The organism is Isoptericola sp. 178, assembly GCF_030586525.1.
GTDB classification, from domain to species: Bacteria; Actinomycetota; Actinomycetes; order Actinomycetales; family Cellulomonadaceae; genus Isoptericola; species Isoptericola sediminis.
Genome location: NZ_JAUQYN010000001.1, coordinates 157,162 through 172,020, shown reverse-complemented (window position 1 = coordinate 172,020; position 14,859 = coordinate 157,162). Strand labels below are relative to the sequence as shown.

Below are 14,859 nucleotides of genomic sequence, written 5' to 3'. Positions count from 1 at the left end.
CGGGCGACGGTTGTGCCTGGTCGGCCAGGTAGTCTCGAGGCCGTGGTTCCCGACACCCCGCACCCCGCGCGGCCGCCCTGGCACGCCCTCGACGCCGGTCCTCGGCAGCATCGTGACGCGCGCAGCCCGGTGCCGGCGATCCTGGTGGTGCTCGCCGGGATCCTGCTGGCCGTCCTGCTCGGGCTGCTCGTCGGTGCCCGCGTGGGCTCCCTGACGATCGCCGGCACCCTGGCGGTGGCCGGCACCTGGCGGGCCGTCGCGCCGGGCGGGCCCGCGGGTCTGGCGATCCGCAGCCGCGGCTTCGACGTCTTCCTGTGCTGGTCCGCCGCGACCGTCGTCGCCGTGCTGGCCCTCAGCGCGCCGGGCGTCTAGCACCTCCCGCACGACGAAACGCCGGGTGGTGGTCCCGCGGGACCACCACCCGGCGTTCGTCGTGCCGGGGGACGTCGGCTCAGGACGTCTTCGAGGAGTCCGTGCCGTCGTCGTCGGTGGCGTCCTTCTCGGTCGCCTTCTCGTCGGTGGCGTCCTTGTCGGTCGCCTTCTCGTCGGTCGCGTCCTTGTCGGTGGTGTCCGTGCCGGTCGCCTTCTCGTCGGTCGTGGTCTCATCCGACGTGGTCTCATCCGACGTGGTCTCGTCCGACGGGACGTCCGCGCCGGCGGTGGGCCGCTCGGGGGTCACGGCGTCCTCGGTCGTCACCGCTGCCGCCGTGGCGGAGGCGACCGCCGCGGCGGTCGCGGCCTCGGTGGTGCCCGCGGCGGTGCCGGGCTGCTCGCCCCAGCCCTCGACCGGCGTCGTCGTGCCCATCGGGGCGAACGCCCGCGCGAAGAGCGCCGCGAGGGCCGCGCCGACGAGCGGGGCCACCAGGAACAGCCACAGCTGGCCGAAGCCGCCGCTCGCGGTCCAGGCGTCGGGGGAGATCACCGAGGCCAGGGACCGGGCCGGGTTCAGCCCGGTGTTCGTGACCAGCCAGGACACGATGTGCAGCGCGGTGAGGGTGAGGCCGATGACCACCGCCGGGTAGGTGATGTTGGCGCGCACGTTCGTCACGCCGAGGATCACGCCGACGAAGATCGCGGCGATGACCACCTCGACGATCGCGGCGGTGCCCAGGTCGAAGGTCACCTGGCCCTGGGACAGCTGCGCCAGCGGCGACTGGTCGCCGTATCCGTTGGCGGTGTCGGCGAGGACGGCACCGACGTTCGCCGCGCCGATCGCCGCCGGGAAGGTGCTCGGGACGATGAGCAGCATCAGCGCACCGGCGGCTGCGCCGCCGACGAGCTGGGCCACCCAGTACGGCAGCAGGTCGACCCACCGGGACCGTCCGGCCAGGGTGAGACCGAAGGTCACGGCCGGGTTGAAGTGCCCGCCGGACAGGTGGCCGACGGCGGCGATGACCGCCATGAGGGAGATGCCGGCGGCGAGGGCGATCGGGATGATCGATCCCTGGTTCACGAAGTTGAAGGTCGCCGTGCCGAGGATCGCGAGGACCAGGACGAAGGTGCCGAAGGCCTCCGCGGTCATGCGGGTGAAGAGTCGGGCCCGTGGCGTCGTCCCGACGTCCGGTGCTGTCACGGTCTGCGCGGCCATGGAGGTGTCCTTTGCTCGTGTCGAGAAGTGTGCGGGCGCCGCCCGGGGCGCCGCGGCGATGCTGGCAGCGGTCCCTGAGCGCGACCTGAACGCCGCGCGGGCGAACGCTGCCACCGGGGTGCACCGTACCGCGCCTCGTCGGCCGGTCTCCGGGACACCGGCGCGCAAGGGATGACGTGCGCCCCCGGGTAGGCCAGAGTGGGGCCATGAGGACTCCTGTGAACGTCACCGTGACCGGAGCCGCCGGTCAGATCGGGTACGCGCTGCTGTTCCGCATCGCCTCGGGCGCGATGCTCGGCCCGGACACCCCCGTGCGGCTGAAGCTTCTCGAGATCCCCCAGGGTGTCAAGGCGGCGGAGGGCACCGCGATGGAGCTCGACGACTGCGCCTTCCCCCTGCTCGCCGGGATCGACATCGACGACGACGCCGGGCGGGCGTTCGACGGTGCGAACGTCGCGCTGCTGGTCGGGGCCCGTCCCCGGGGCGCCGGCATGGAGCGGGCCGACCTGCTCGAGGCCAACGGCGGGATCTTCGGTCCGCAGGGCAAGGCCATCAACGACGGCGCCGCCGACGACGTGCGGGTCCTCGTGGTCGGCAACCCGGCCAACACCAACGCGCTCATCGCCGCCGCGCACGCCCCCGACGTGCCCGCCGACCGGTTCACCGCGATGACCCGGCTGGACCACAACCGTGCGCTGTCGCAGGTCGCGCACAAGGCCGGGGTCCCGGTCGCGGAGGTGCGCCGCCTGACCATCTGGGGCAACCACTCGGCCACGCAGTACCCCGACCTGTTCCACGCCGACGTCGCCGGCACCCCCGGCGGCACGCTGACGGCCGACAAGGCCTGGCTGACCGACGACTTCATCCCGACGGTGGCCAAGCGCGGCGCGGCGATCATCGACGCCCGCGGTGCCTCGTCGGCGGCGTCGGCCGCCAACGCCGCCATCGACCACGTCCACGACTGGGTGCACGGCACCCCGGCGGGCGACTGGACCAGCGCCGGGATCGTGTCCCGCGGTGAGTACGGCGTGCCGGAGGGGCTCGTGTGCTCCTACCCGGTCACGGCGTCGGACGGCGCCTGGCACGTCGTCGAGGACCTCGAGATCGACGACTTCTCCCGCGAGCGGATCGACGCCAGCGTGGCCGAGCTGGCCGCCGAGCGGGACACGGTGCGGTCGCTCGGACTCGTCTGACGGGTCGTCCCGTCGGTCGGCCCGCCGGGACCCGGCCTCGTCCCCTCCCGCGGTGGGCCGGGGCCCGGCGGCGCGTCCGCGCCGGTGCCGGCGGAAAAGGAGTCGAGCGGCGCCCGACCGCGGCCTAGCCTCGAGGAGTGATCGAGCTCTCCGCGCCGCCGGCGCGTCCCACGACCGTCGCCCAGGACCCGGCGCGACGCCTCGACTGGCGACGCCTGCGCGGCCCCGTGAGCGCGGTGGCCCTCGGTGCGCTGGCCGTCGGCACGGTCGGCACGGCGTTCGGGACCGTCGTCGCCGGCGGTCTCGCCGAGGACCCGACCACGACGGGCGTCCTGCTGCTCGCGCTCTGCCTGATGGGCGGAGCCCTGCTCGACGCGGCCGGCCAGGTCGCGTGGGCCGGCGTCGTCGACCGGGCCGAGGGCCGGCTGCGTCGCGACCTGCTCACCGCCGCCCTGCACCAGCCGCTCGGCGTCCTCACCGAGCAGGCCGTCGGGGAGATCCTCGACCGGGTCGACGACGACACCCACTCGGTCGGAGGTCTCGCCCGCCGCCAGCTGTGGGGGATGGGGCGCACCGTCGTCGGCGTCGGGCCCATCTGGGTCGTGGCGACCCTCACCTGGTGGCCGGCGGGCGTGCTGTTCCCGCTGCTCGGAGCCGTGACGTGGTGGACCGTCCGACCGCTGCTGGGCGAGATCGCACGGCGCAAGGTCGTCGAGGAACGGGCCTGGACGGACCAGGCGGCCGTCCTCGAGGAGGGCGTGGCGGCCCGGGACGACCTGCGGACCGCCGGCGGGCAGGGCTTCGCGCTGCGGCGCCTGGCGGAGATGTCCGCCCGGGTGCACCGCGCGCTGCTCGCGGTGGTCCGGGTCGAGATCCGGCTCATGGCCCGGGCGGGCGTGCTGCTGCACGCCCTGCTGGCCGGTGTCGTCGTGGCGGGGGTCGCCCTGGCGGTCGCCGGCAGCATGCCCGTGGACCGCCTGGTCACGCTGTTCCTGGCCACCTCGCTGTTCGTCGGGCAGGTCGACCGTCTCGCCCAGCACCTGCCCGACCTGCAGGAGGGGCTCGGCGCGGTCGTGCGCATCCGCCAGCTCCTGGACAGCGAGCCGGAGCCCGTCGGCGGCGCGACGCTGCCGGACCGCCCGCTCGACATCGAGGTGCGGGGGCTGCGGTTCGCCTACGACGAGGGCACGTTCGCGCTGCGTGACGTCTCGCTGTCCGTGGCGGCCGGGCAGACGGTCGCGTTCGTGGGGCGGACCGGCTCGGGCAAGACGACCCTGGCCTCGTTGCTGTCCCGGGCGGTCGAGCCGCCCCCGGGCACCGTGTTCCTCGGCGGTGTCGACGTGCGCGACGCCGACCTGCAGCACCTGCGCGGCGCCGTCGGCGTGGTGACCCAGCGCACGGAGATCCTCGCCGGGACGCTGGCGCAGAACATCACCCTGTTCGCCGACCTGCCCCGCACGGACGTCGAGGCCGCCGTGCACGAGCTCGGGCTGGACGACTGGGTGGCGGGGTTGCCCGACGGGCTGGACACCCTGCTCGGTCCCGGCGGGACGTCCCTGTCGGCGGGGGAGGAGCAGCTCGTCGCGTTCGCCCGGCTGCTCGTGCGGGACGTGCGACTCGTGGTGCTCGACGAGGCGACCGCCCGGATGGACCCGCACACGGAGGAGCGCGTCGTCGCGGCCTCCCACCGGCTGCTCGCCGGGCGGACGGGTGTGGTGGTCGCGCACCGGCTCGGGACGGTGCGCCGCGCCCATCGCGTCGTGGTGCTCGACCACGGACGGGTCGTCCAGCAGGGGCTGCGCGCCGACCTGGTGCGCCAGGAGGGGCCGTTCCGCGACCTGCTCGCCGCCGGAGGTGGGACCGGGGACGACGTGCTCATCGACGGCGACCCCGGCGAGCCCGTGCCGCACGCCGGCGACGACGTCCCGTCGGCCGACCGGTCCGCCGGCGCGACGTCCGGCAGTGTCGGAGGTCGGCGCCGCGTCGGGGAACCGCCGACCCTCGCCGAGCCCGGTCGTGGGCCCGGCCTGGCCCGCAGCGTGCTGCACGCGCTGGTGACCCGGCCCCGCTGGGGTCTCGCGGCGACCGGCCTGTTCCTGCTGAGCGTGCTGTTCGCGGCGCAGGGCGCGCTCGCCGGGTTCCTGTGGGGCCGCGCGGTGGAGACGGTGGCCGCGGGCGGGACGCCCGTGGCCCAGACGGCGGGTCTCGTGGCGATGCTCCTCGCCGCGCCCCTGTGCCTGGCGGCGGCCGTCCGGCTGTACCCGTCGTGGTGGATCGAGATCATGCTGCGGGTGCGCGTCGCGGTGCTGGTGGGGCAGACGCGGCGGCACCGGCTGCGTCGTTCCCCGGCGGGCGAGGTGGTCGCCCGCGCGCTCGACGCCGACCGGTTCGTGCTCTACGTCGACCGCTGGGTGGACTTCCTCAACGGCCTGGTCGTCGTGCTGGTCACCTGGGCCGTCAGCCGCGAGCCGCTGGCCGGCCTGGTGCTGCTCGCCGTCATGGTGACGACCGCCGCCTGCGCACTCGCGGGGCGGCCGGTGGCGGGGCGGACGGCGACGCGGTCCGCGGAGGCGCGGGCGGGCTTCGGCCGCGCCCTGGTCTCGGCGCTGGACGCGGCGCGCACCGTGAAGCTCGCGGCGCGGACCCCCCAGGTGCACCGTCACCTGGACCAGGTCGACGCCGGCCGGGTCGGGGCGGCGATCCGCGAGCACCGGGTGCAGGCCGTGCTGGACGGCATCCCGACGGTCATGGTGCAGGCGGGCGTCGTGACGGCGTGGGTGCTGCTGCTCACCGGCACCTGGGACCTGGCGACGACGTTGCTCGTCACCGCTGCCGTGAGCGGGTTCCAGTACTTCGGCGTGGTCGCCGGCGCGGTGATCACCGAGGCGCCCGGCACCCGGGCCTGGCTCCGGGCGACCCAGGCGTTCGCGGGCGGCGCGGACCTCACCCGGCTGCCCGAGGGCGTCGACCTGTTCGACGGCACCGCGCCGTCGCCCGTTCCCGCGTCGCCGCCGACGGCGCCGTTCGACCGGCTGGAGCTGAGTGGGCTGGAGGCGGTGCACGACGACGGCACGATCGGCGTGACGGGCGTGGACCTGCAGGTCGAGCGGGGCGAGCTGGTGCTGCTGCTCGGGCAGGTCGGGTCGGGCAAGTCCAGCCTGCTGTCCGCCGCGGCGGGGCTCATGGCGCACCGCGGCGACGTGCGGTGGAACGGGGAGGTCGTCACCGACGCCGAGACGTTCCTGCGTCCGGCCCGGGTGGCGCACGTGGCGCAGGTGCCGCGGGTGCTGTCGGGGACGTTCGCCGAGAACGTCACGCTGGACCACGCGCGCGACGTCGTGGGGCCGGTGGACGTCGCCCGGCTGGCGCCGGACGTCGCCGATGCCGGCGGCGCGGACGCGGTGGTCGGGCACCGCGGGGTGCGGCTCTCGGGCGGGCAGGTGCAGCGCCTGGCCCTGGCACGGGCGCTGGCCACCGGGTCCGAGGTGCTGCTGGCCGACGACGTCTCGAGCGCCCTCGACGCGGCGACGGAGGTCGAGCTGTGGGCGGCGCTGCGCGCGCAGGGTCTGACGGTGATCGGTTCGACGTCGAAGAGAGCGGCGCTGGCGCGGGCGGACCGGGTCGTGGTGCTGGTCGAGGGACGGGTCGCCGAGGTGGGGCCCTGGTCGGCGCTGGAGCGGCGCTGGGGACACCTGGCGGGGTGAGGGCCGACCGTTGCTGCAAAGTTGCAGCAACGGTACAGTCCTCCGCAGGTCGCGATCGACGCGCCCGGTCGACGAAGGAGTCCTCCATGGCCCGTGCCCCCCGCCCACCAGCGCCACGACGCGCCGTCGCCACGCTGGCGGCGCTCGCCGTGGCCGTCCCCGCCGTGGCCGGCGGGCTGGCGCTCGCGGGTGTTCCCGCGGCCAGCGCCGCCGACCGGTCCGTCGCTCTCGTCGGTGACCTGCAGTCCGAGCTGGGCTGCGGCGGCGACTGGGACCCGGCGTGCGACGCCACCGAGCTCGCGCCCGTCGGCGACGGCACCTATGCGGCCGAGTTCGACGTCCCCGCCGGCACCTACGAGTACAAGGTCGCGATCGACGACTCCTGGGACGAGGCCTACGGGCGCGACGGCGGCGGTGACAACGCCCCCCTCGTGCTCGGCGGCGACACCCGCCTGCGCGTCACCTACGACGACGCCACGCACCTGACCGCGCTGACCCCGCTCGGCCTCGCGGGCGAGTACGACGCCGCCACCGACGACGCGGTCGTCGCGGCGCCCGCGCGGCAGGCCGGCGGCGACGAGCAGTTCTACTTCGTCATGACCGACCGGTTCGCCAACGGCGACACCTCCAACGACACCGCCGGGCTCGGCGACGACCCGCTGGTGTCCGGGTTCGACCCGACGAACAAGGGCTTCTACCAGGGCGGCGACCTGGCCGGCCTGCACGACAACCTCGACTACATCGAGGGGCTCGGCACCACCGCCATCTGGCTCACGCCGTCGTTCAAGAACCGCCCCGTCCAGGGCAGCGGCGACGACGTCAGCGCCGGGTACCACGGGTACTGGATCACCGACTTCACCCAGATCGACCCGCACCTGGGCACCAACGCGGAGCTCGAGGCGCTCATCGCCGACGCCCACTCCCGTGGCATCAAGGTGTACTTCGACATCATCACCAACCACACGGCCGACGTCATCGACTACGCCGAGGGCGAGTACTCCTACATCGACCAGGCCACCTCGCCGTACACCGACGCCGCGGGGAACACCTTCGACCCGGCCGACTACGCCGGCACGGGCGACTTCCCCGAGCTCGACGCCGCGACGTCGTTCCCCTACACCCCGGTGGTCGCCGACGCCGACGCCGAGGTCAAGGTGCCGGCCTGGCTCAACGACTCGACGCTCTACCACAACCGCGGCAACTCGACCTGGAGCGGGGAGTCCGTCACCTACGGCGACTTCGCCGGCCTGGACGACCTCATGACCGAGCACCCGACCGTGGTGAACGGGTTCGTCGAGGTGTACCAGGACTGGGTCGACCTCGGCATCGACGGGTTCCGCATCGACACCGTCAAGCACGTCAACCGCGAGTTCTGGGACACCTGGACCACCGAGGTCCTCGACTACGCCCACGCCGCCGGCAAGGACGAGTTCTTCATGTTCGGCGAGGTGTACGACGCCGACCCGAAGCTGCTCTCGCCGTACGTGCGCGAGACCGACATGAGCTCCGTGCTCGACTTCGCCTTCCAGGCCTCGGCCACCAGCTACGCCAGCGGCAACAGCGCGAAGGGACTCGCCGGGATGTTCGCCGGTGACGACCGCTACACGACGCCGGACACCTCCGCGGCCGCGCTGCCGACCTTCCTCGGCAACCACGACATGGGCCGCGTCGGCTACCTGCTGAACAGCACCGACGACCCGCTGGCACGTGACGAGCTCGCCCACGAGCTGATGTACCTCACGCGGGGACAGCCCGTCGTCTACTACGGCGACGAGCAGGGCTTCGCCGGCACCGGCGGTGACAAGGACGCCCGCCAGACGCTGTTCGCCACCCAGGTGGACTCCTACGCCGACCAGGAGCTGGTCACCGGCGAGACCGCCGGCAGCCAGGACCGGTACGACACCGACGCCCCGCTGTACTCGCTCATCGCCGACCTCTCGGCGCTGCGCGGCGGCACGCCGGCGCTGGGGCGGGGTGCGCAGATCGAGCGTCACGTCGCCGACGGCGCCGGGATCTACGCCGTCAGCCGCGTCGACCGGGACGAGAAGGTCGAGCACCTCGTGGCGCTGAACAACGCCTCCGAGGAGCGCACGGCCACCTTCGCCACCCTCACCCCGGGTGCCACGTACAGCGCGCTGTACGGGGAGACCGGTGAGGTCACGGCCGACGCCTCCGGCGAGGTCACGGTGACGGTCCCGGCGACCTCCGCCGTCGTGCTCGTCGCCGACCGTACGGTCGGTGCGGACACCTCGGGCGACATCACCCTTGAGGTCCCGGCCGCCGGCGCCGCCGTGTCCGGTGACGCCCCGGTGCGGGCCGCGATCGACGACGCCTGGGCGGAGACCTCCTTCGCGTGGCGCGAGGTCGGTACCACCGACTGGCAGCCGCTCGGCACCGCCGAGGACACGACCCCGCGGGTCTTCCACACCACGGCCGGGCTGCCCGAGGGCACTCTGGTCGAGTACCGCGCGGTGACCGTCGACGCCGACGGCGACCGTGCCGCGGCCTCGACGTTCGCCTCCGTGGGTGTCGACGTCTCCGGTACCGCCGGCGAGGAGGAGCCTCCGAGCGACATCGACATGGTGACGGTGCCCGGCAACCACAACAGCGAGATGGGCTGCGCCGGGGACTGGACGCCGGACTGCGAGAACGCCCGCCTCACCGAGCGCGCCGACGGCGTGTTCGAGGGCACGTTCGACCTGCCGGCCGGCGACTACGAGTACAAGGTCGCGATCAACGGGTCGTGGGACCTCAACTACGGTGCCGGGGGCGAGCAGAACGGCGCCAACGCCACGTACAGCCACGACGGCGGCGAGATCACCTTCTACTGGGACCCGGTGAGCAAGGACTTCTCCTCGACCGCCCAGGGCCCGATCGTCACGCTGCCCGGTTCCTACCAGGACGAGGCCGGCTGCCCCGGCGACTGGCAGCCCGAGTGCCTCGCGACCTGGGCCAAGGACCCGGACGGCGACGGCGTCTACACCTGGTCCACCGACGCCCTGCCGGGCGGTGCCTACGAGGTCAAGGTGGCCCACGGCATGAGCTGGGACGAGAACTACGGCGTGGACGGGGCGCGCAACGGCGCGAACTACTCCTTCTCCGTGGGGGAGAGTGACACCGTGACGTTCTCCTACGACATCGCGACGCACCTGCTCACCATCGGGACCGAGAACCCGCCGCTGGCGGGCAGCGGGCAGCAGGCCGCGCACTGGGTGCGCGAGGACCTCCTGCTGGCCCCGGGCGACCTCGGGACCGGCGACACCTGGACCCTGTGGACCGCCCCCGAGGGCGGCCTCGAGGCCACCATGCCCGACGGTGGCGACGACGGCGGCACCACCGTGACCGGACCCGACGGCGGCGAGCTGCCCGAGGGTGCGGCCTCCTACACGCTCGAGCCCGGCGACCTGCCGGACGGCGTGGCCGAGGACTTCCCGGCGCTGGCCGACCACACGGCGCTGGTGCCGACGTCGGACGGCGAGGCCCTGGACCGCGCGACGGTCGAGGACCTGCTCACCGGCCAGCTCCTGGTGACCCGCACCGACGGCGACACCCTCACGGCCGCCACCGGCGTGCAGGTGCCGGGTGTGCTGGACGACCTGTACGCCAAGGAGGCGGCGAGCCGGCCGTTCGGCGTCACGGTGCACCCGAACCTCAAGTGGGCCCTGTTCGGGCTCTGGGCGCCGACGGCGAAGGACGTCGACCTGCTGGTCTGGCCCGCGGGTCGCGACCTGGGTGAGGAGCCCGACCGCTTCGACACCGCCCGCACCGCGGACGGTTCGTGGACGCTGGACGGCAAGGCCGAGGACAAGGAGTACCCCTGGTACGGCGCGCGCTACCGGTTCGCCGTCGAGGTGTACGTCCCCAGCACCGGTCAGGTGGAGACGAACGTCGTCACCGACCCGTACTCGGTCGCACTGACCACCGACTCGACGCACTCCGTGGTCGTGTCCCTGGACGACAAGCAGTTCCGGCCGAAGGTCTGGCGCACCAGCGCCCAGCCCGTCGTGGAGCGGCCCGTCGACCAGACGATCTACGAGCTGCACGTGCGGGACTTCTCCGTCGAGGACTCCACGGTCCCCGAGAAGGTGCGGGGCTCCTACCTGGCCTTCGCCGAGTCCGGCTCGGACGGCATGACGCACCTGCGTGAGCTGGCCGAGGCCGGCCTGACGACGGTGCACCTGCTGCCGACGTTCGACATCGCCTCGATCACCGAGGACCCGGCCGACCAGGAGACCACCGGCGACCTGTCCGGTTTCGCCCCGGACTCCACCAAGCAGCAGGCCGCCGTCGCGGAGGTGCAGGGTCAGGACGCCTTCAACTGGGGTTACGACCCGTACCACTTCACGACGCCGGAGGGCTCGTACGCCGTCGACCGCGAGGGCGGGGCCCGCGTGGCCGAGTTCCGCACGATGGTGGGCTCGCTGCACGAGGCCGGGCTCCAGGTCGTCCTCGACCAGGTGTTCAACCACACCGCCCAGAGCGGCCAGGCCGAGAAGTCGGTGCTGGACAAGGTCGTGCCGGGCTACTACCACCGGCTGAACCCGACCACGGGTGCCGTCGAGACCAGCACCTGCTGCCAGAACGTCGCCACCGAGCACGCGATGGCCGAGCAGCTCATGGTCGACTCGGTCGTCACGTGGGCCCGCGACTACAAGGTCGACGGGTTCCGGTTCGACCTCATGGGTCACCACTCGCGCGACAACATGCTCGCCGTCCGCGAGGCGCTCGACGCGCTGACGGTCGACGAGGACGGCGTGGACGGCTCGGCGGTCTACCTGTACGGCGAGGGCTGGAACTTCGGCGAGGTGGCCAACAACGCCCTGTTCACGCAGGCCACGCAGGGCCAGCTCGGCGGCACGGGGATCGGGACGTTCAGCGACCGGCTCCGCGACGCCGTGCACGGCGGGTCGCCCGTCGACGGTCCGTCGACGTTCACCCAGGGCTTCGGCACCGGGCTGTTCACCGACCCGAACGGGCGCGAGGCCCGCACGGGCGAAGCCGACACGGTCAACGACGGCGGGGACGACGAGGCGGCCGACCTCGCCCACCAGACGGACCTGGTCCGCCTGGGTCTGGCCGGCAACCTGCGGGACTACACGTTCCTCACCTCGGACGGCGAGATGACCCGGGGCGAGGACCTCGACTACCGCGGCTCCCCGGCCGGGTACGCCGAGTCCCCGGAGGAGGTCGTGACCTACGTCGACGCCCACGACAACGAGACGCTGTTCGACCTGCTCACGCTCAAGCTGCCGCAGGCGACGTCGATGGACGACCGCGTCCGGATGAACACCGTGTCGCTCGGCACGGCGGCACTGGCCCAGACGCCGTCGTTCTGGCACGCGGGCACGGACCTGCTCCGCTCGAAGTCGCTGGACCGCAACTCCTACGACTCCGGCGACTGGTTCAACGCCATCGACTGGTCCGGTCAGGACAACGGGTTCGCCCGCGGTCTGCCGATGGCCGCGGACAACGAGGAGAAGTGGCCGCTCATGGCGCCGCTGCTGGCCGACCCGGCGCTCAAGCCGACGCCGGACCACATCGCCACGGCCTCCGCGCAGGCGCGGGAGCTGCTGGAGCTGCGCTCGTCGACCCGGCTGTTCCGGCTGGGGTCGGCCGAGCTCATCCAGGAGAAGGTCTCCTTCCCCGGCTCGGGTCCGGACGCCGTTCCGGGCGTCATCGTCATGGCGATCGACGACACGGTCGGTACCGACGTCGACCCGGCGCTCGACGGGGCACTCGTGGTCTTCAACGCCTCGCCCGAGGCGGCGACGATCGACCTGCCCGACCTCGCCGGACGGGGCTTCGAGCTCTCGCCGGTGCAGGCCGGCGGCGTCGACCCCGTCGTCCAGGAGACCTCCTGGGACGGTGACGCCGGGAGCGTGACGGTGCCGGCGCGGACCGTCGCGGTGCTGGTCGAGCCCCAGGGCTGACAGGGGGTCCACAGCAACGTGCAGGCCGGGAGGCGGAGCTCAGGGTCGGCCTCCCGGCCTGCGCATGTCTGCGCCGTTCCTCGCCTCGTCCTCACGCCGGTGAGCCCGCGTCCGCCAAGAAGGTCCGCACCTCCCGGGTGAAGGCGTCGGGGGTCTCGACGTTGCTCAGGTGCCCGACGCCGGGCAGCACGACGAGCCGGGAGCCCGGGATCGCCTCGTGGAGGGCCGCAGCGACCGGCAGCGGGGCACGGACGTCGAGCTCGCCGTGCAGCACGAGCGTGGGCACGCGGAGGTCGCCGAGGGCGTCGCGCAGGTCCGCGGCCGCCATGGCATGGAGCATGGTCAGGCTCGCGCGCGGGTGGACGCCGGACATCAGGTCGAGCGTCCGCGCCCGCAGAGAGGCCGGTGCCGACGGGGTCAGCAGGCCGGGCAGGTACTCCGGCAGCCACTCGTCCGGGTCGCGGGTGACGTCGTCGGCAGCGCGCCGGAGCCGGCGGCCGACCTCGTCCGGCCGGAGCGACCCGGCCCAGCCGGCGTAGGCGCCGCAGAGGACGAGGCTTCGGGGAACCTTCGGGTGCCGGGTCGCCAGGGCGAGCGCCACCCCGCCGCCGAACGAGAGCCCGAGGACGTGCGGCCGGTCGAGGCCGAGGGCGGCGACGAACCCCGCGAGGGTGTCGGCGTAGGCGTCGAGCGTGAAGTCCTCCGGCGGGTCGTCGGAGCCGCCGGCGCCCGGTGCGTCCCAGGCGACGACATCGAACCGGTCGGCGAGCGCGTCGAACTGCGGCTCCCACGCCCGGCTGTCGAACCCGAAGCCGCCGTGGAGCAGCACCAGGGGATCGCCTCGGCCCGTCCGTCGGTAGGTGATCCGCCGGCCCGAGACGGTGACCGCGTCCATGCTCCGAGCATGGCATCGTGGGGGCCTGCTGCGCTCCCCGGTCTCGGCGACCGAGGTGCGCATAGGTTCGAGAGTCAAACGCAGGAAGTTCCTCTTTCGGTCAATCCGGGCCCCGAGAGATGGTTGTTAACGTTCACCTGTAACCGGATCGTGATGATCTTGTCCGTTCAGAGCGTTGACTTCGAGTCCCGAACTCAGCAGAGTGTTCCTCGGTCGTCATGACGGCGGCCTTGGTCCGGCCCTCGGTGGGCACCGGCGGTGAAGGTCGCCGCCGGCGGGACCCTCGACGACGAGAAGGAGCGCGAGGATGCGACTCGGCAACAAGATGGGCGCGGTGGCCGCGGGTGCGGCGCTGACGCTCTCCCTGGCCGCCTGCGGTGGCGAGGGCGCGGGCTCCGGCACGGACGGTGCCGCGGGCGACGGCGACGAGAACGTCAAGGTCGGCGTCGCGATGCCGACGCAGACCTACGAGCGCTGGATCCAGGACGGCGGCAACGTCGAGGCCGGGCTCGAGGAGCTCGGGTACGACGTCGACCTGCAGTTCGCGAACGACGACATCCCCACCCAGACCCAGCAGATCGACTCGATGATCACCGAGGGCGTCGACGTCCTGATCATCGCCTCGATCGACGGCACGGCGCTGACCAGCCAGCTCGAGGCCGCCGCGGCCGCGAACATCCCGGTCATCGCCTACGACCGCCTCATCCGCGACAGCGAGAACGTGGACTTCTACACCACGTTCGACAACTTCGCGGTCGGCGTCGCCCAGGCCAACGCCCTGCTGCGCGGCCTCGGCTACCTGGACGAGAACGGCGAGCCGACCGGTGAGGAGGGCCCGTACAACATCGAGCTCTTTGCCGGTTCGCCCGACGACAACAACTCGCACTTCTTCTTCGACGGTGCGATGTCGGTCCTGCAGCCGCTGATGGACGAGGGCGTCGTCGAGGTCCCGTCCGGCCAGACCGACTTCGGCCAGGTCAGCACGCAGCGTTGGGAGCTCGAGACCGCCCAGAGCCGCATGGAGGACCTGCTGACCTCCACCTACACCGGCAACGACAAGAAGCTGGACGGCGTGCTCGCCCCGGCGGACGTGCTCTCGCGCGGCATCATCAACGCCCTGCAGGGCTCGGGCATGGGCCCGACGATCGAGGAGGGCCTGCCGATCGTCACCGGTCAGGACGCCGAGATCGCCAACGTCAACCTGATCAACGACGGCGTCCAGTCCTCGACGATCTTCAAGGACACCCGCAAGCTCGCCGACCAGGCCGTGGCCGCGACGCAGTCCTTCGTCGAGGGCGAGGAGCCCGAGGCGAACGACACCGAGACCTACGACAACGGCGTGAAGGTCGTCCCGTCCTACCTGCTGGAGGTCGAGACCGTCTTCGCCGAGGACATCGAGCCGGTCCTCGTGGACTCCGGCTACTACACGATGGACGAGGTCGAGTCCGGCCAGACCGCGGAGTGATCCCGCGGGTCTGACCCACCTCATCACGGCCGGGCCGTCCGTCGTGCGCCACCCCGCCACGACGGACGGCCCGCCCCGGGTCCG

7 protein-coding genes are annotated in these 14,859 nt (G+C 73.1%); 5 read left to right on the top strand and 2 right to left on the bottom strand.

The genetic code is table 11. The features are described from left to right. Nucleotides 1-42: 42 nt before the first annotated feature. Nucleotides 43-372 carry a DUF3017 domain-containing protein gene (locus Q6349_RS00675; RefSeq protein ID WP_304602459.1) on the top strand — a complete coding sequence of 110 codons (330 nt, stop codon included), beginning with the start codon at nt 43-45 and terminating at the stop codon, nt 370-372. Between the two features lie 79 nt (nt 373-451). Here the strand turns inward: Q6349_RS00675 and Q6349_RS00670 are convergent, their stop codons facing one another. Next, nucleotides 452-1,588 carry an aquaporin gene (locus Q6349_RS00670; RefSeq protein WP_304602458.1) on the bottom strand — a complete coding sequence of 379 codons (1,137 nt, stop codon included), beginning with the start codon at nt 1,586-1,588 and terminating at the stop codon, nt 452-454. 206 nt (nt 1,589-1,794) lie between these two features. Between Q6349_RS00670 and Q6349_RS00665 the strand changes: the two genes are divergently transcribed. From Q6349_RS00665 to pulA, 3 genes are all read left to right on the top strand, one after another. Further along, on the top strand, nt 1,795-2,781 hold the full coding sequence (locus Q6349_RS00665) for a malate dehydrogenase (RefSeq protein WP_171245455.1): 987 nt from the start codon (nt 1,795-1,797) through the stop codon (nt 2,779-2,781). A 137-nt stretch (nt 2,782-2,918) separates the two neighbouring features. Beyond that, on the top strand, nt 2,919-6,485 hold the full coding sequence (locus Q6349_RS00660; RefSeq protein WP_304602457.1) for an ABC transporter ATP-binding protein: 3,567 nt from the start codon (nt 2,919-2,921) through the stop codon (nt 6,483-6,485). A gap of 86 nt (nt 6,486-6,571) precedes the next feature. Then, nucleotides 6,572-12,415 carry a pullulanase-type alpha-1,6-glucosidase gene (gene pulA, locus Q6349_RS00655; protein WP_304602456.1) on the top strand — a complete coding sequence of 1,948 codons (5,844 nt, stop codon included), beginning with the start codon at nt 6,572-6,574 and terminating at the stop codon, nt 12,413-12,415. A gap of 91 nt (nt 12,416-12,506) precedes the next feature. Here the strand turns inward: pulA and Q6349_RS00650 are convergent, their stop codons facing one another. Next, nucleotides 12,507-13,310, bottom strand: coding sequence for an alpha/beta fold hydrolase (locus tag Q6349_RS00650; protein ID WP_304602455.1), 804 nt, complete (start codon nt 13,308-13,310; stop codon nt 12,507-12,509). A gap of 307 nt (nt 13,311-13,617) precedes the next feature. Here Q6349_RS00650 and chvE point away from each other — a divergent pair, with 307 nt between their 5' ends. Then, the gene (gene chvE, locus Q6349_RS00645) at nt 13,618-14,775 is read left to right on the top strand and encodes a multiple monosaccharide ABC transporter substrate-binding protein (protein WP_304602454.1); all 1,158 of its coding nucleotides are present in this window, start codon (nt 13,618-13,620) and stop codon (nt 14,773-14,775) included. Nucleotides 14,776-14,859 lie beyond the last annotated feature (84 nt).